Consider the following 16712-nt stretch of genomic DNA (forward strand, 5'->3'; position numbering starts at 1 on the left):
TCAGGAGCCCTGCGTCGGGCGGATGGCCGGCATCCCGAGCACCGGGGTGGGCGGCGAATGCGGGTCCTCGGCGTTGAAGAGACCGGGTCCGAAGCGCGGGGGAACGACGGGCTCAGGGGTCGGTTCGCGGCGCAGACGGCTTCCGGCGAGCACGCCGACGGCCGCTCCGGCGAGCGTGAGTCCGCCGCCGACGAGTAGTGAGCGCAAGGTGACCTCCATCGGTCGCCACGCTAAAGAACGAGAAGCGGTTCTCGAAGCACTTCTCTCGAACGCTCAGCTACTCCCAGACTTCTTCCGAGGCGGAGCGCCACTTCTGCGGTCCGATGCTCAGCGGATGCGGAGGGTGACGGTCGATGCGCCCGCGGAATCTGAGAAGGATCTGCAATTCTGACCGATCGGTCAGAGCCTGACCGATCGGTCAAGTAATGTCCTACTTCGTGCCCACACCCGACGAGTTGCGCCGCATCGCCCTCGAGGAGTTCGCCCACGGCGGCTACCTCGGCACCTCACTGCAACGCATCGCCGAAGCGGCGGGCACCTCCAAGTCGAGCGTGCTCTACCACTACGCCTCGAAGGAGACGCTGCTCGAGGCGGCCATCGACCCCACGCTCGACGCGTTCGAACGGCTCGTCGACCGCATCGAAGCGGGCGAGCTCGAGGGTGAGCTGCGCGGAGCATTCATCGCCGAGTTCGTCGACCTGCTGCTCGAACACCGCCTGCAGGTGCACCTGTTCATCAACCAGGGTCGATCGCTCGAGGACGTGCCGGTCATCGTGCGGGGCAACGCGCTCATCGAACGCATCGGCACCTACTTCCACACCGCGGCCGCGGGACTCGACGACGCCATCCGATTCGGTGTCGCCCTCGGCGGCGCCGCCTACAGCCTGGTCGCCGCGCCGCCCGTGGCCGAGCAGGTTCCCCCGGACGAGATCAGGGCCGCTCTCATCAGGATCGTGACCGAACTGCTGACCCCCGCCCGGCTCCGCCCGACCTCCCCCTAGGACGCTCCATGGCTACCCTCCTCTACCGGCTGGGCCGGTTCTCCTATCGACGCCCCTGGCCCGTCATCGTGGCCTGGATCCTGCTCATGGCCGCCATCCTCGGGGGCGGGCTCGCTCTCGGCGGCAAGACGCAGGAGTCCTTCGTCATCCCCGGCACCGAATCCCAGGACGCGATCGACCGCCTCGCGGCGGTGTTCCCGCAAACCGCCGGGGCGAGCGCCCAGATCGTCGTGCAGGCTCCCGACGGCGACGAGCTCGACTCGGAGCCCTATCGCGACGAGGTCGTCGAACTCGCCGAGCGCATCGGCGACGTCGACGGGGTCGCCCAGGCGATCGACCCGTTCTCCGAGTACGCGAGCGAGGCGCTCAGCGACAGCGGCACCACCGGCATCGTGCAGGTGCAGTTCGACGAGTCGGCGCAGGATGTGACCGACTCGACGCTCGAGGGCGTGCGCGAGGCGGCGCAACCGGCCCTGGACGCGGACCTGCGCGTCGAGTTCGGCGGCAGCGTCTACGAGGATCTCGAGTACGGCATCACCCCGACCGAGATCGTCGGTGTGCTCTTCGCGGCGGTCGTGCTGCTCATCACGTTCGGATCGCTGCTCGCCGCGGGGATGCCGCTGCTCACCGCCATCACGGCGGTCGGCGTCACGATGGGCGGCATCACGGCGGTCTCGGCGTTCACCACGATCTCGAGCGCGACGCCGCTCCTCGCGGTCATGATCGGCCTCGCCGTGGGCATCGACTACGCGCTGTTCATCCTCTCGAGGCACCGCACACAGCTCGCCGCCGGAATGGATGCCGAGGAGTCCGCCGCGACGAGCGTCGCGACCGCGGGCAGCTCCGTCGTGTTCGCCGGGGTGACGGTCATCATCGCCCTGCTCGGACTGCTCGTCGTGGGCATCCCCTTCCTCTCCGCGATGGGCGTCTCCGCCGCCGGGGCGGTGCTCCTCGCGATCCTCGTGTCGATCACGATGCTGCCCGCGTTCCTCGGGCTGGCGAAGGACCGGCTGCGTCCGAAGGAGGGGTCTCGCGCCCACCGCCGGGCGGCGGTCGTCGACGGCAAGCCGACCTTCGGCGAGCGGTGGGTGAAGCTCGTGCTCAAGGCGCCGATCGTCGCGGTCGTGCTCGTCATCGGAGTGCTCGGCACTCTCGCGATCCCCGCGTTCCAGCTCAACCTCGCGCTCCCCGACGGCGGCAGCCAGCCCGAGGGCTCCACCGCGCGCGAGGCCTACGACCTCGTGAGCGACGAGTTCGGCCCCGGACGCAACGGACCCCTCATCGTCGCGGTCGACATCACCCAGACCACCGACTTCATGGACGACCTCGAGACCATCGCCGACCGGGTCGAGCGCCTCGACGGCGTGCAATACGTCGGTTCCGGCACCCCCAACCCGACGCTCGACACGGCCATCCTGCAGGTCATCCCCGAGACCGAACCGGACTCCCCGGCCACGACCGAGCTCGTGCGCGAGATCCGCGACCTCGCTCCCGACATCGAGCGCGACCTCGACACCCCCATCTTCGTCACGGGCACGACGGCGGTGATGATCGACATCTCGACACGGCTCGACGAGGCCCTCGTGCCGTTCGGCGTCATCGTGGTCGGGCTCTCGATCGTGCTGTTGATGATGGTGTTCCGCTCGCTGCTCGTGCCGCTCAAGGCCGCGCTCGGCTTCCTGTTGTCGGTGTTCGCCTCGTTCGGCGTCGTCGTCGCCGTGTTCCAGTGGGGTTGGGGAGCGGAACTGCTGCATGCCGTGCCCGGACCCATCCTGAGCTTCATGCCGATCCTGCTCATGGCGGTGCTGTTCGGCCTCGCGATGGACTACGAGGTGTTCCTCGTCTCGGGGATGCGCGAGGAGTTCGTGCACGGCGGCGACGCCCGGCACGCGATCGTGCGCGGATTCCGAGGTGCCGCGCGCGTGGTCACTGCGGCGGCGCTCATCATGTTCTTCGTCTTCGCCGCCTTCGTGCCCGAGGGTGCGGGCGTCATCAAGGTCATCGCGCTCGGCCTCGCCGTCGGCATCGCGTTCGACGCCTTCCTCGTGCGGATGACCCTCGTTCCCGCGATCATGGCGCTCGCCGGGCGCGCCGCCTGGTATCTGCCGAAATGGCTCGACCGGGTGCTGCCGAACGTGGACATCGAAGGCGAATCGCTGCGGCACCACCGCGCCGCCGCCCGCTGGGCCGACGGCGAAGGGGAATGGGCGATCAGCGCCGAGCACCTCGTCGCCGGCAACGAGCACGACCACCTCGAGTCGTTCGACGTGCGGGTGCCGAAGGGCGCCCTCGTGCTCGCGAGCGGACCGGCCCGCGTGCGCCGGCTCGTCGCCGCCACCCTCGCCGGACGCATCCCGGCGAAATCCGGTCAGGCGCAAGTGCTCGGTCACTCCGTCACCGCCGAGCAGGGGCGGGTGGCGGCGCTCGTCGCACTCGGAGAGCTCGGGGCTCCGCGGCACGGGGAACTGCGGCCGACGGTCGGCGAGCTGCTCGCCGAGCGGGTGCGGATGACGCGACCCTGGTACCGGTCCGGGCGGGCGGATCCGGCGGTCGAGTCGTGGGTGTCGCGGATCAACGACGCGCTCGGGCCGCTCGCGCGTGTGTACGTGCGGTCGGACGACGCAGTCGACCAGTTGCCGCAACTGGAACGTGCCGTCGCGCTCGCCGCCGTTGCGCTCACCGAGCGCGCCCCCGTCGTGATGCTCGACCAGCTCGACGCGTTCGCCGCCCCGGACGACGCGGACGCGTTCCTGCGCGCCGTGTCGGTGCTCGCCCCCGCCGCCACGACGATCGTCATCGGCACCCCCGTTCCGGCGCGGGCGCTCAGTGCCCCTCCGGGCCGCGAGACGATCTCCCTCGACCTCTACGACCTCGACCGCTCGGAGGCCCTCCGATGACCGCTCCCGCATCCGCTCGCCGCCGGCGAATCCGGCGTCTCGCCGTCGTCGGTGCCGTGCTCGTGCCGCTCGCCTTCTCCGGCCTCTTCATCGCCGCGCTCGCCGGCGGGGAGGACGCGCTCGACCGGATCCCCGCCGCCATCGTCAACAACGACGAACTCGTGCAGCAGACGCTGCCGGACGGCACGGAGCGGCCGGTCCTGGCCGGTCGGCAGCTCGTCACCGAGTTGACGGATCCGGGCACGACGGGGTTCGACTGGCAGCTCACCAACGACGAGGACGCCGAGAAGGCGCTCGCCGCGGGCGAGGTCTACGCGGTGCTCACCGTGCCCGAGGACTTCTCCGCATCGATCACCTCGCTGCAGTCCGAGAACCCGAAGCAGGCCGAGATCTCGCTGCGCGCCGACGACGCCCACGCCTACCTCACCGGCGCCGTCGCGCAGGCCGTCGGCGACGGGATGGTGCGCGCGTTCGGCACCGAGATCACCAAGCAGTACATCTCCGGCGTCTACGCGAGTGTCGGCCAGCTCGGTACGGCGCTCACGCAGGCGGCCGACGGTGCCGCGGGGCTGCAGACCGGAGCGGTCAGCGCCCAGCAGGGTGCCGTCGGTCTCGGCGACGGACTGCGGCAGTACACCGACGGTGTCGACCGGTTGAGCGGCGGCCTCGACCGCTTGCGCTCCGGCACCTCGAATCTGCCACAGCTGAGCAACGGGGTCGCGCAGTACACCTCCGGCGTGAGCCAGCTCTCCGCCGCGCTCTCGCAGGCCGTGGCCGCTCAGCAGGCGGACCCGCTCAACCCGCAGTGGCCGGCCACGATCGCCGGCATCAGTCAACAGCTGGCGACCGCAGCGGCATCGGGCGCCCAGCTCAGTACCCAGACCACATCCGCCCTCAACGGGCTGCGTTCGGGCGTCGCCCAGAGCGCCGACGGGGCGCGGGAGCTCGCCGCGGGCGGCGCCCCACTCGTCTCCGGCGCCGAATCACTCGCCGGCGGTCTCGGGGAGCTCGGCTCGGGTGCGCAGCGGCTCGCCGACGGATTGCGCACGGGCGCCGCGCAGGTTCCGGCGAGCGACTCCGATACGGCCGAGGCCTCCGCCGACGTCGCCTCCGACCCCGTCACCCTCGAGGTGACGCGCGCCCACGAGGTCTCCGATGCGGGACAGATCGTCGCCACGCTCGCTGTGCCGCTCGCGCTGTGGCTGGGCGCCTTCGCGACCGCGCTCGTGCTCGGACGACCCTCACCGCGCCTGCTCACCTCGACGGTCGGCACCGGACGGCTCCTCGGTACCGCCCTCGGACGGGCCGCCGCGGCCGCACTCGTACAGGCGGCCCTGCTCGTGGTGCTGATGCACACCATGGCCGGCGTCGGGTGGGAAAAGCTGCCCGCGACCCTCGGGTTCACCGCGTTGACCGCGCTCTCGTTCACCGCCTTCCACGTGCTGCTCACGCTCGCGTTCGGGCGCACCGGTCTCGTGATCTCCCTCCTGCTGCTCGCCCTGCAGCTCACCGCCACGAGCGGCCTCTATCCGGTGGAGGTGCTCGCGCCGCCGTTCCCCGCGTTGAATCCGCTGCTCCCGCTCCCGCACGCGGTCGACGGACTGCAGGCGATCCTCGCGGGGGGAGCGGCCTCGCCGGTCGTCGCGGCGTGCGTCGCGCTCGTCGGCCTCGGTCTGCTGAGCGTGCTGCTCGGGGCCGTGGCGCTGCGACGGGTGCGACGGGTGCAGGCCCAGCGGCTCATCCCGGCGTTCGGCGGTTGAGCCCGCGCGCGTCGCACGCGATCCTGAACGTCGCCTGGGGGCGCGCTGACCGGGTTTGGTAGCCTGGGAAGGCCCGCTCGAGTGGCCGGATGCGGCCCGAACGGAGTTCCACGAACATGACCGACAGTTCCCGCCGAGTCGACTTCGTCGTCGTCTCCAACCGCCTGCCCGTCGACCACGTCGTCGACGACGACGGCACCGAGCGCTGGCAGCCCTCCCCGGGCGGACTCGTCACCGCGCTGAGTCCCGTCATGGCCACCAACGACGGTGCGTGGGTCGGCTGGCCCGGTCGCGCCGACCTCGACCTCGACGAGTTCGACGCCGACGGGCTGCACCTCGTGCCCGTGCGCCTCTCCTCCGACGAAGTCGACCGCTACTACGAGGGCTTCAGCAACGACACGCTGTGGCCGCTCTACCACGACGTCATCGCGCCCCCGCACTACCACCGGGAGTGGTGGGAGGCGTACGTCGCCGTGAACGAACGATTCGCCGCGGCCGCCGCCTCCATCGCCGCCGAGGGCGCCACCGTGTGGGTGCAGGACTACCAGCTGCAACTCGTGCCGCGGATGCTGCGTGAGGCGCGACCCGACCTCACCATCGGCTTCTTCAACCACATCCCCTTCCCGCCCTACGGCATCTACTCGCAGCTGCCATGGCGCACCCAGATCGTCGAAGGACTGCTCGGCGCCGACGTCGTCGGCTTCCAGCGGCCTGCGGATGCCCGGAACTTCCAGAGCGCGGTGCGCCGGCTGACGACGGCCACCACGAGCCAGACCGCCATCCGCCTGCCCGACGGTCGACGCCTCGTGGCGAAGGCGTATCCGATCTCCATCGACTCGGCGAGCTACGAACAGCTCGCGCGGCGCCCCGACATCCGGGAGCGCGCCCGTCAGATCCGCGAAGATCTCGGCAACCCCAAGGTCGTCATGCTCGGCGTGGACCGCCTGGACTACACCAAGGGCATCGGCCACCGGCTCAAGGCCTTCGGCGAACTGCTCGCCGAAGGCAGGGTGAGCGTCGAGGACGTCACGCTCGTGCAGGTCGCGACACCGAGCCGTGAACGGGTCGACGCCTACCGGCAGTTGCGCGACGAGATCGAACTCACCGTCGGACGCATCAACGGCGACTACGGCACGATCAGCCACCAGGCGATCAGCTACCTCCACCACGGGTTCCCCCGCGAGGAGATGGTCGCGTTGTGCCTCGCGGCCGACGTCATGCTCGTCACCGCCCTGCGCGACGGCATGAACCTCGTCGCGAAGGAGTACGTCGCCGTGCGGCACGACGGCGACGGCGTGCTCGTGCTGAGCGAGTTCACCGGAGCGGCGGACGAACTCAAGACGTCACTGCGCGTCAACCCGCACGACATCGACGGGCTGAAGGATGCGATCGTGCAGGCGATCGAGATGCCGCAGGCGGAGCGTCGGCGGCGGATGCGGGCGATGCGCAAGCGTGTGCTCGAGTTCGACGTGGCGTACTGGTCGAGCACGTTCCTGCGTGAGCTCGCCGCGTCGAAGAACCCGTGAGCGAGGCAGGACTCCCCGAGGCGCTCGTCGGAGCGCTCCACGAGCTCGCCCGCGTGAAACGGCTGCTCGTCGCCCTCGATTTCGACGGCACGCTCGCGCCCGAGGTCGACGACCCGGCAAAGGCTCGTGCGCTGCCGCTCGCCCACGAGGCGGTGCTGCGGTTGCGAGCCCTTCCCCACACGCGGGTGGCTCTCGTTTCCGGGCGTGCCCTGCGCAGCCTCGAGGAGGTGTCGGGGCTGCCCGACGACGTGCTGCTCGTCGGATCGCACGGCATCGAGCTGCGCCTGGACAATCCCGAAGACGCGCACGTGCTCGACGAGGCGGAGCAGGCCCGGGTGCGGGTGCTCGACGAGGTGCTCGGCCAGGTCGCCGACTCGATCGACGACGTCTGGCTCGAGCCGAAGCCCGCCGGATTCGCGTTGCACACCCGGCTCGCGACCGAGCACAACAGCAGGGTCGCGCACCTCGTCGCGCTCAGCGAGGCGCAAGCCGAGGTCGATGATCTCAAGATCCGGCAGGGCAAGAACGTGCTCGAGTTCGCCGTCCGGTCCACGACCAAGGGCGAGGCCGTCGAGCACCTCCGCCGCTACATCGACGCCGATGCGGTGCTCTACGCCGGGGACGACGTCACCGACGAGGACGCGTTCGCGGCGCTGCAGGCCCACGACCTCGGCCTCAAGAGCGGCGAGGGGCCCACCCTCGCGAATCACCGCGTGGCCGGCCCGACGGAGGTCGCCGCGGTGCTCGACCTGCTCGCCACCTACCGCGAAGGCGGCGTGCACGAGCAATAGGATGCGCCCGCCGCGCCGGTGCGGCCTGATGCGAGCGATGCTCGCGTCGCCCAGCAAGGACCGATATGGTCGCCCTATGCGGGGACGTGCAGCGGCGGTGCTGGGGATCGTGGCGCTGCTTGCGGGATGCGCGACCGCGCCGCCGGGGGACGATGCGCCGGCGGCGGAGCCGCCCACGGACTGGGCTGCCGCTCGAGTGCAGTTCGCCGCGGAGCACCCCGTGCCTCCTCAGCCGCCCGCGTACACGGAGGAAGAGGCTCGGGCCGCGGCCGCACGAAGAGCGGACGAGTTCTGGACGCAGCAGGTGCTGCCCGCGCATCCTGACGCCGTGCGGCCGGAGGGCGGTTTCATCGCCTGGCTCGACGAGGAGGACGTGTCCGCGACGAGCCCGTACGCGACCTGCCTGCAGGAACGCGGGATGAGGGTCACCGTCGGCGAGACCGCGCCCGGGGAGAAGGCGGGCTACAGCTACAGCGGTCTGCCGTCGACGGAGTCGGACGTCGCGCACTTCTACTGCGGGCAGGTCGCGTACCCGATGCGCCCGCACCCGCGGGAGACGCCCGAGCAGCTGGCGTACATGTACGACTACCTCACGGAGTTCCTCGTCCCGTGCCTCGAGGCGCACGGGCACGAGCAGCAGCCCGCCATCGACCGCGACCGCTTCATCGCCGAGTGGCCTCGCCAGGGCTGGTATCCCGCATCCGAGATGACAGGTGACCCGGAGAAGGACGCGGACATCGCGGCGATCTGCCCGCCGCACTTACCGTCTCAGGACGCCGCCATGGAGGCCCGCGCCCGCCGCTGAGGGTGCCGTCCCGAGATCCCAGGGCCGGGCTCCCGAGGAGGGCCCCGGTAGGATGGGGTACACCGCCATCTCTTCCTCGCATCCCGCGTGACGACTCAAGCCCCCGGGAGGACCCATGCTGATCCTCCTCGCGCTGTTCGGGGTCCTCGCGATGTTCCTGCCGGCGATCGAGCGGCGGATCGGCCTGTGGGTCTTCGTGGTCGCCGCTCTCGTGCCGGCCGCGGCGTTCGTGCACGCCGCCCTCAACGGCCCGCCGGCTCTCGCCGATGCGGTCGTCGAGCGGTACGAGTGGGTGCCGCAGCTCGGGCTCACGCTCGATGTTCGCCTCGATCCGCTGTCGTGGGTGATGGCGCTCATCGTCACCGGTGTCGGGGCGCTCGTGCTGGTGTACTGCACCCGTTACTTCGCGCCCGACGCGCACAACGTCGGGCGGTTCGCGGGTGTGCTGCTCGCGTTCGCGGGAGCGATGTACGGGCTCGTCATCGCCGACGACGTCTTCCTGCTGTTCATCTTCTGGGAGGCGACGACCGTCTTCTCCTACCTGCTCATCGCGCACCACACGAGCCGGCGGGTGAGCCGCGGCGCGGCGTTGCAGGCGCTGTTGGTCACGACGCTCGGCGGGCTCGTGATGCTCGTCGGCCTCGTGCTGCTCGCGGTCGAGACCGGCACGAGCAGCCTGCCCGCGATCATCGAAGCGGCTCCGCGCGGGGACCTCGTGACGGTGGCCGTGCTGCTCGTGCTCGTCGGCGCGATCTCGAAGTCGGCGATCGCCCCGTTCCACTTCTGGCTCCCGGCCGCCATGGCCGCGCCGACGCCGGTGAGCGCGTACCTGCACGCCGCCGCGATGGTGAAGGCGGGCATCTACCTCGTCGCCCGCATGGCGCCCGGATTCGCCGAGGTGCCCGGCTGGCACGAGGTGCTCGTGACGCTCGGCGTGCTCACGATGCTGCTCGGCGGCTACCGCTCGTTGCGCGAGTCGGATCTCAAGCTCGTGCTCGCCTACGGCACGGTGGGGCAACTGGGATTCCTCATGACCGTGGTCTCCATCGGCACGCGCGACGCCGCCCTTGCGGGGCTCGCGTTGCTGCTCGCGCACGCGCTGTTCAAGTCCACGCTGTTCCTCGTGGTCGGCATCATCGACCACCGCGCCGGCACGCGTGACCTGCGCAAGCTCTCCGGTCTCGGCCGGGAGGAGCCGGCCCTCGCCGTCATCGCCGTGCTCGCCGCCGCATCGATGGCCGGACTCCCGCCCACCCTCGGCTTCGTCGCGAAGGAGGCGGTCTTCGCCTCACTGCTGGCGGATGCGGCGGAAGGCTCGCTCTGGTCGACGGCCGCGATCGTCGGTGTCGTCGCGGGATCGGTGCTCACCGTCGCCTACACGGCACGCTTCGTCTGGGGTGCGTTCGCGCTCAAGCAGGGCGTCGAACCCGTGCGGGAGGACACCGAGCGGTGGAGCTTCCTCGCGCCGCCGGCCCTGCTCGCCTTCTCGGGACTCGCGCTCGGCCTCGCGGCGGCCGCGCTCGATCCGCTGCTCGCGCCGCACGCCGACGCCGTCCCCGCCCGCACGGACGAGGTCGCCCACCTCGCGCTCTGGCACGGCTGGGAACCCGCGCTCGCCCTCTCGGGCGTCACGCTCATCCTCGGTCTCGCGATGTTCCGGTTCCGCGACGGAGTCGCGTCGGTGCAGCGCCGCCTCTCGCGGCCGCGCGGCGCGGTCGACGCCTATTGGGGCACGCTGCGCGGCGTCGATGTGACCGCCGCCCGCACGACCGCGTTCACCCAGCGCGGGTCGTTGCCGCTCTACCTCGCGATCATCCTGCTCGTGTTCGTCGTCGCGGTGAGCGCCGCCCTCAGCCTCAATCGGTCCTGGCCCGACGCCCTCGTGCCGTGGGACCACCCGGGCGAGGGGGCCGTCGTGGTCGTGATGATCGTGGCGGCCGTCGCCGCCGCGCGCGCGTCGAAGCGTTTCCAGGCGGTCGTGCTCGTCGGCGTGACCGGCATCGGCATGGCGGCGCTGTTCGGCCTGCACGGGGCACCGGATCTCGCACTCACCCAGGCGCTCGTCGAGATCATCACGCTCGTCGCCTTCGTGCTCGTGCTGCGCCGGCTTCCCGCGCGCCTCGGCACCAAGCACGGCAGCACCCATCGCCTGGGCCGCGCGCTGATCGGCGCGGCCGTGGGCCTCACCATGGCGGTCGTCGCGGTGGTGGCCGTCGGTGTACGCACGGCGGAGCCGATCTCGATCGAGTTCCCGCGTCTCGCCGTCGACGGCGGGCATGGCAAGAACGTCGTCAACGTGGCTCTCGTCGACCTCCGCGGGTGGGACACGATGGGGGAGCTGAGCGTGCTCATCGTGGCCGCGACGGGCGTCGCGAGCCTCATCTTCATCAGCAGCCGCAACGACGAGCTCCCGCGAGCCCGGCGCCCCGTGCGTGCCGAGGGCCGACGGCGCCTGCTCGAACGCTTGCGTCCGGTGCGTCACCCCGACGACGCCGACGTCGACCGCGGCACCTGGCTGCTCGCGGGCCGCGCCCTCGCGGCGCGCAACCGCTCCATCCTGCTCGAGGTGGTCGTGCGGCTCATCTTCCACTCGATCATCGTGGTGTCGGTGTACCTGCTCTTCGCCGGGCACAACGCGCCCGGCGGCGGGTTCGCCGGAGGTCTCGTCGCCGGTCTCGCGCTCGTCGCGCGGTACCTCGCCGGCGGTCGGTACGAGCTCGGCGCTGCCGCTCCGCTCGACGCCGGCACCCTCCTGGGCTCCGGGCTGTTCTTCGCGGTCGGCACCGCTCTCGTGCCCCTGTTCTTCGGGGCCGACGCCCTCACCTCGACGTGGTTCGAGGCGGAACTGCCCGTGCTCGGCCACGTCGAGTTCGTCACGTCGACCCTGTTCGACGTCGGGGTCTACCTCGTGGTCATCGGGCTCGTGCTCGACGTGCTGCGCAGCCTCGGGGGAGAGGTCGACCGTCAACAGGAGGACGAGCTGCAGGAGGTGCGATCGTGAGCGTCTCGATCGTGATGCTCGTCGGCATGGCGGTGCTCTACGCGTGCGGCGTCTACCTGCTGCTCGAGAAGAGCATGACCCGGGTGCTCGTCGGATTCCTGCTGATCGGCAACGCGACGAACCTGCTGCTGCTCATCATGGCCGGTGAGGCGGGCCTCGCACCGATCGTCGACGGCGACGTCGATCCGGCCGACTTCACCGATCCGCTGCCGCAGATCCTCAGTCTCACCGCGATCGTCATCACCTTCGCCGTCTCCGCGTTCCTCATGGCGCTCATCTATCGGTCGTGGCGTCTCGAGCAGGAGGACGACCTCGAGGTCGACGAGGAGGACGTCGCGATCGGCACGCGCCAGGCGCGCGTGACCGAGGTGGTGCTCGACGAATCCGGCGACACCGAGTTCGGCACCCGCGCGACGACCGCCATCGCGGGTGCCGCGGTGCTCGACGCCGAGGACGACGACGCGACCCGACCGGCTCCCGACGACGCGACCGACGCCGAGGGGAGACGCGGATGACCGCCCTCGTGCCCCTCGTCGTGCTGCTTCCCCTCCTCGGGGCGGGGGCGACCCTCGTCTTCAAGCGCAGCGCGCGCGTGCAGCAGGGCATCACCGTGCTGGCCCTCGTCGCCGTGCTCGTGATCAGCGGTGTGCTGCTCGCGACCGTCGACGCGACCGGCAGCCTCGTGATGGAGGTGGGCGGCTGGGCGGCACCGTTCGGCATCGTGCTCGTCGTCGACCGGCTCGCCGCTCTGATGCTCGTGATCTCGTCGGCGGTGCTGCTCGCGGTGCTCGTGTTCTCGGTGGGGCAGGGTCTCGCCGACGGTCACGACGAGACCCCCGTCTCGATCTACCACCCGAGCTACATGGTGCTGTCGACGGGGGTGTTCACGGCATTCGTCGCCGGTGACCTCTTCAACCTCTACGTCGGTTTCGAGATCCTCCTCGTCGCGAGCTACGTGCTCATCACCCTCGGCGGCACCGAGGCGCGCATCCGCGCCGGCGTCACCTACATCGTGGTGAGCCTGCTCTCGTCGCTGCTCTTCCTCGCCGCCGTGTCGATGATCTACGGCGCCGTCGGCACCGTGAACATGGCGCAGATCTCGGACCGGATCGCCGACCTGCCCGCGGAGGTGCAGACGGTGCTGCACGTCGTGCTGCTCGTGGCGTTCGGCATCAAGGCGGCGGTCTTCCCGCTGTCGTTCTGGCTGCCCGACTCGTACCCGACGGCACCCGCCCCCGTGACGGCCGTGTTCGCGGGCCTGCTGACGAAGGTCGGCGTCTACGCGATCATCCGCACCGAGACGATCCTGTTCCCGACTCCGGAGCTCAACACGCCGCTCATGCTCGTGGCGCTGCTGACGATGGTGGTCGGCATCCTCGGTGCCGTGGCGCAGGCCGACATCAAGCGGATGCTGTCGTTCACCCTCGTCAGCCACATCGGCTACATGATCCTCGGCGTCGGGCTCGGGTCGGCAGCCGGCACCTCGGCGGCCATCTTCTACATCGCGCACCACATCGTCGTGCAGACGACCCTGTTCCTCGCCGCCGGACTCATCGAGCGGATCGGCGGCACCACGTCGATCACCCGCCTCGGCGGTCTGCTGAGCGCTGCGCCGGTCGTCGCGGTGCTGTTCTTCATCCCCGCCCTGAACCTCGGCGGCATCCCGCCGTTCTCGGGGTTCATCGGCAAGCTCGGCCTGTTCGAGGCGAGCGCCGAACAGGCCACCCCCCTCGCCTACCTGCTGATCGGTGCGGGAGCGCTGGTCTCCCTGCTCACGCTCTACGCGATGGCACGGGCGTGGAACCTCGCGTTCTGGCGTCCCGCCGACGAGGTGGAGGAGTACGACTCCGCGCTCGTCAACGAGCTCGAGGAGGCGCCCCACGCCCCGACGACGGTCGAGGCGCGCACCCTTCCGCGGCTCATGATCTGGTCGACCGCGGCGATGGTCGTGTTCAGCTGCGCGCTCACCGTGTTCGCCGGGCCGCTCTACGAGCTGTCGTCGCGAGCGGGCGAGAACCTTCAGGGGACCGACTTCTACGTCGAGAGCGTGCTCGGGGAGCGCGACCGATGAGCGACGACCCGACGAACGACGGCGGTGGGCGCACGCGCGAGCTGGGATTCCGGCTGTGGCAGCAGCTGCCGCTGCTCGTGGTGCTCGTCGCCCTGTGGATGCTGCTGTGGGGCTCGCTCTCCTTACTCACCATCGTGACCGGCATCGTGCTCGCCCTCGCCGTGACACGGGTGTTCTACCTGCCGCCGGTCGAGCTCTCCGGCCGGTTCAACGTGTTCTGGTTCGCCGTCTTCATCGCGCGGTTCGGCATCGAACTCGTCGCCGCCTCGTTCCAGGTCGCCTGGCAGGCGGTGTCGCCTCGCGGGGTGCGGCAGAACGCCGTGATCGCCGTGCCGCTCGAGACGCGCTCCGACTTCATCGTGACCCTCACCTCGATCTCGATCGCGCTCATCCCCGGATCCCTCGTCGTCGAGATCGACCGGGAGAACTCGGTCGTCTACCTCCACGCGCTCTCGGTGCGGAACGAGGCGGACGTCGAGGCGAACCGGCGACGGGTGCTCGAGTACGAGGCACGCATCGTGCGCGCGCTCGGCTCCCGCGACGACGTCGAGAGGATGCGCTCGTGAGTCTCGTCTACCTCGCCGTGGGAATCCTGCTCACCATCACCGCGGTGCTCGCCGTGGTGCGGATCGTGCGCGGGCCGTCGATCCTCGATCGGATCATCGCCTCCGACATGCTCATGTCGACGCTGATTCTCGTGCTGGGCACCGAGATGGTGATGAACGGCCACACCCGCACCGTGCCGATCATGCTCGTGCTCGCCGCGACGGCCGTGTTCGGGTCGATCGCGGTCGCCCGCTACGTGTCGAAGCAGGACCGGACTAACGAGGGGCGACCGTGATGTTCGAACCCGTGCTCGATGTGATCGCCGCCGTCTGCCTGCTGCTGGGCGCGCTGCTCTCCGCCGCAGCCGGCGTGGGGCTCCTGCGGTTCCCGGATGCGCTCAGTCGGATGCACGCGGCATCCAAGCCGCAGATCCTGGGTCTCGTCCTCGTGCTCGCCGCCATCGCGCTCACCGCCCGCAGCTGGTCGACGGTGCTCGTGCTCGTACCGGTGCTGTTGTTCCAGCTGCTCACGGTGCCGATCTCGGCGCACATGATCGGTCGCGCCGGCTACCGCACGGGCAACTTCCGGCGAGAGCTGCTGCTGGTGGACGAACTCGAGGAGGCGGTGGAGCGCGCCTCCGTCGAGCAGAGCGAGGAGCGCCGTCGCGCCGAGCCCGACGACCGGTAGCGCCCTACCGCGGTTCCCTTCGACGGGCTCAGGGGACGGGTGTGCCCCGTAGCCCGTACAGGCCGCGCTCGCTCCGTAGGCGGTGCGGATGATCCGTTGCCACTCGGTCTCGTACCAGTCCCGGTCGGGATCGGGTGGGAGTCCTTCGAGGTCGTCGGTGTCGGGGGTTGCGTCGATGGCGGCTTCGGGTGGCGGTGTGCCGTATTCGAGGAACGGGTCGGTGGTGTGGATGTAGCCGAGCGGTGACACCCATTCCATGACGCCGGGTGCGGGTCCGGCTCGGAGTTCCCATCCTGTGTGGTGTTTGAGGGTGTGGTGTGCCCGGCAGAGGTGGGCGAGGTTGTCGTGGTCGGTGGTGCCGCCGTGGGCCCAGTCGGTGGTGTGGTCGAGGTCGCAGCGGTCGGCGTGTCGTCCACATCCGGGTGCCCGGCAGGTGCCGTCGCGCAGGCGCAACCAGTCACGCATCGCCCTAGTGGGTCGGTAGCGGGTGCGGCCGAGGGAGAGCAGCGCTCCGGTGTCGGGGTGGGTGAGGATGCGGGTGAACGAGGGTGCGTCGGCGGTGAGCCGGCGGGCGGTGTCGATGTCGATGGGTCCGAACCCGTCGAGGATGGCGGGGTCGGTGGTGTGACCGAGGAGGGTGAGCGCGGGGACGGTGAGGTGCACCGTGGCGATGATCCCATGCGTTCCGGTGGCGTGACCGGTGAGGAGCAGTTCGGTGAGGGTGTCGACCATGAGCTGGTTGCGGGTGCGTTCCTCGGCCGGGTCGTTCCGCAGCCCGGTCGCGGTGCTCTCCAACCGGTTGAGGATCGCGGTCGCTTCGACGGCGGGGAGGTAGGCGGTCAACCACGCCATCTGATCGTCGACGTGCTGCACCGACACGTGCCGAGCCTTCGCGGCCTCCCGGTGACGTTCGGCAGCGACCTCGTTGGTGATTCTCTGCCGCAGCATCCGCACCCGCGTCTCGAACCGCGCCGGGTTCAGGCGAGGAGCGATCTCCAGGGCGTGCTTCTCGAGCTTCTCGATCTGCTCGGCGGTGAGGCCGTCCGTGTGGTGGGCCATGGTGTGAGCGTGACGCTCGGAGATGGAGCCGTCGCGGAAGAGGGCGAGCGTGCCGGGGAGGTGGTCGTGCAGCGCCCATCCGGTCTGCAGGAGATGCTCGGCGGCGTGTTCGGTGATGTTGAGCAGGGCGGCGATCTCGGCGCGGAGGGAGCGCCATTCCAGGTCTCCCTGTGGACGGAACTTCACGCCATCGGTGGTGCTCGCTCCACCGCAGGCGATCCGGAGCTGCTCGATCTTCTCGATCCGCGCCGCGGCGGCGATGTTGGCGGACCGGTCGATGATCTGGAGGTCTTCAGCGAGCGCGAACCGGCGGTCCAACGCACGAGCAGCAGCGTTCGACGCCGGGTGGGCGGGGGTGGCGCTGCTCTGCTCCATACCTGAATTCCACCAGCAACCACCGACATTCCGGGGCGTGCGGGTGTTCCCTTCGACAGGCTCAGGGAACGACAGCCTCAGGGAACGACAGGATCCGTGAACGACAGGATCCGTGAACGAGCGGGCAGGGGACTAGGCGGATACGACAGCGCCGTTCGAGGCGGCTCGAGAGGTGTCGCGGGTGACGTACCGT

The 16712-nt window shown here is 70.4% G+C and carries 13 protein-coding genes and 1 pseudogene; 12 read left to right on the top strand and 2 right to left on the bottom strand.

From position 1 onward, the window contains the following. Complete coding sequence (locus CLV46_RS04170) at positions 1-219, bottom strand: hypothetical protein (protein ID WP_100363607.1); 219 nt, start codon at positions 217-219, stop codon at positions 1-3. A 218-nt stretch (positions 220-437) separates the two neighbouring features. Between CLV46_RS04170 and CLV46_RS04175 the strand changes: the two genes are divergently transcribed. The 12 genes from CLV46_RS04175 (at position 438) to mnhG (ending at position 15085) form a co-directional block, all read left to right on the top strand. Beyond that, on the top strand, positions 438-1001 hold the full coding sequence (locus CLV46_RS04175) for a TetR/AcrR family transcriptional regulator (protein WP_245866498.1): 564 nt from the start codon (positions 438-440) through the stop codon (positions 999-1001). Positions 1002-1009: 8 nt separating this feature from the next. Next, entirely contained in the window at positions 1010-3898 is a 2889-nt protein-coding gene (locus tag CLV46_RS04180; protein ID WP_100363609.1) for an MMPL family transporter, read from the top strand. Beyond that, positions 3895-5658, top strand: coding sequence for a YhgE/Pip family protein (locus CLV46_RS04185; protein WP_100363610.1), 1764 nt, complete (start codon positions 3895-3897; stop codon positions 5656-5658). Before CLV46_RS04180 ends, CLV46_RS04185 begins: the two co-directional genes overlap by 4 nt. Positions 5659-5774: 116 nt before the next feature. Then, positions 5775-7184: an alpha,alpha-trehalose-phosphate synthase (UDP-forming) gene (locus CLV46_RS04190; protein ID WP_100363611.1), complete on the top strand. Its 1410-nt coding sequence runs from the start codon at positions 5775-5777 to the stop codon at positions 7182-7184. Further along, positions 7181-7975, top strand: coding sequence for a trehalose-phosphatase (otsB, locus tag CLV46_RS04195; protein ID WP_100363612.1), 795 nt, complete (start codon positions 7181-7183; stop codon positions 7973-7975). Before CLV46_RS04190 ends, otsB begins: the two co-directional genes overlap by 4 nt. A gap of 76 nt (positions 7976-8051) precedes the next feature. Further along, positions 8052-8780 (top strand): hypothetical protein, encoded by a 729-nt coding sequence (locus CLV46_RS04200; protein ID WP_157802216.1) that lies wholly within the window; start codon positions 8052-8054, stop codon positions 8778-8780. A 115-nt stretch (positions 8781-8895) separates the two neighbouring features. Next, positions 8896-11781 carry a Na+/H+ antiporter subunit A gene (locus CLV46_RS04205; RefSeq protein ID WP_100363614.1) on the top strand — a complete coding sequence of 962 codons (2886 nt, stop codon included), beginning with the start codon at positions 8896-8898 and terminating at the stop codon, positions 11779-11781. After that, positions 11778-12296: a Na(+)/H(+) antiporter subunit C gene (locus tag CLV46_RS04210; RefSeq protein ID WP_100363615.1), complete on the top strand. Its 519-nt coding sequence runs from the start codon at positions 11778-11780 to the stop codon at positions 12294-12296. Before CLV46_RS04205 ends, CLV46_RS04210 begins: the two co-directional genes overlap by 4 nt. Further along, a complete protein-coding gene (locus CLV46_RS04215) occupies positions 12293-13852 on the top strand; it encodes a Na+/H+ antiporter subunit D (protein ID WP_100363616.1) in 1560 nt (519 codons plus the stop codon). Before CLV46_RS04210 ends, CLV46_RS04215 begins: the two co-directional genes overlap by 4 nt. Continuing rightward, positions 13849-14418, top strand: a complete 570-nt coding sequence (locus tag CLV46_RS04220) for a Na+/H+ antiporter subunit E (protein ID WP_100363617.1) — start codon at positions 13849-13851, stop codon at positions 14416-14418. The genes CLV46_RS04215 and CLV46_RS04220 overlap by 4 nt, the downstream gene beginning before the upstream one ends. Continuing rightward, a complete protein-coding gene (locus CLV46_RS04225; protein WP_100363618.1) occupies positions 14415-14693 on the top strand; it encodes an MrpF/PhaF family protein in 279 nt (92 codons plus the stop codon). The genes CLV46_RS04220 and CLV46_RS04225 overlap by 4 nt, the downstream gene beginning before the upstream one ends. Then, positions 14693-15085, top strand: coding sequence for a monovalent cation/H(+) antiporter subunit G (mnhG, locus tag CLV46_RS16785; protein WP_170028624.1), 393 nt, complete (start codon positions 14693-14695; stop codon positions 15083-15085). The genes CLV46_RS04225 and mnhG overlap by 1 nt, the downstream gene beginning before the upstream one ends. 450 nt (positions 15086-15535) lie before the next feature. Here mnhG and CLV46_RS16925 read toward each other — a convergent pair. Continuing rightward, positions 15536-16519: pseudogene (locus CLV46_RS16925) on the bottom strand (DUF222 domain-containing protein); the annotation flags it as partial. Between the last annotated feature and the right edge of the window lie 193 nt (positions 16520-16712).

Origin of the sequence: Diaminobutyricimonas aerilata (genome assembly GCF_002797715.1) — a bacterium.
GTDB classification, from domain to species: Bacteria; Actinomycetota; Actinomycetes; order Actinomycetales; family Microbacteriaceae; genus Diaminobutyricimonas; species Diaminobutyricimonas aerilata.

What these genes read in the sequence shown, in the direction of transcription:
- CLV46_RS04170 (WP_100363607.1), bottom strand. Translation starts at nt 219, where the DNA reads ATGGAGGTCACCTTGCGCTCACTACTCGTCGGCGGCGGACTCACGCTC.
- CLV46_RS04180 (WP_100363609.1), top strand. Translation starts at nt 1,010, where the DNA reads ATGGCTACCCTCCTCTACCGGCTGGGCCGGTTCTCCTATCGACGCCCC.
- CLV46_RS04185 (WP_100363610.1), top strand. Translation starts at nt 3,895, where the DNA reads ATGACCGCTCCCGCATCCGCTCGCCGCCGGCGAATCCGGCGTCTCGCC.
- CLV46_RS04190 (WP_100363611.1), top strand. Translation starts at nt 5,775, where the DNA reads ATGACCGACAGTTCCCGCCGAGTCGACTTCGTCGTCGTCTCCAACCGC.
- CLV46_RS04200 (WP_157802216.1), top strand. Translation starts at nt 8,052, where the DNA reads ATGCGGGGACGTGCAGCGGCGGTGCTGGGGATCGTGGCGCTGCTTGCG.
- CLV46_RS04205 (WP_100363614.1), top strand. Translation starts at nt 8,896, where the DNA reads ATGCTGATCCTCCTCGCGCTGTTCGGGGTCCTCGCGATGTTCCTGCCG.
- CLV46_RS04215 (WP_100363616.1), top strand. Translation starts at nt 12,293, where the DNA reads ATGACCGCCCTCGTGCCCCTCGTCGTGCTGCTTCCCCTCCTCGGGGCG.
- CLV46_RS04220 (WP_100363617.1), top strand. Translation starts at nt 13,849, where the DNA reads ATGAGCGACGACCCGACGAACGACGGCGGTGGGCGCACGCGCGAGCTG.
- mnhG (WP_170028624.1), top strand. Translation starts at nt 14,693, where the DNA reads ATGTTCGAACCCGTGCTCGATGTGATCGCCGCCGTCTGCCTGCTGCTG.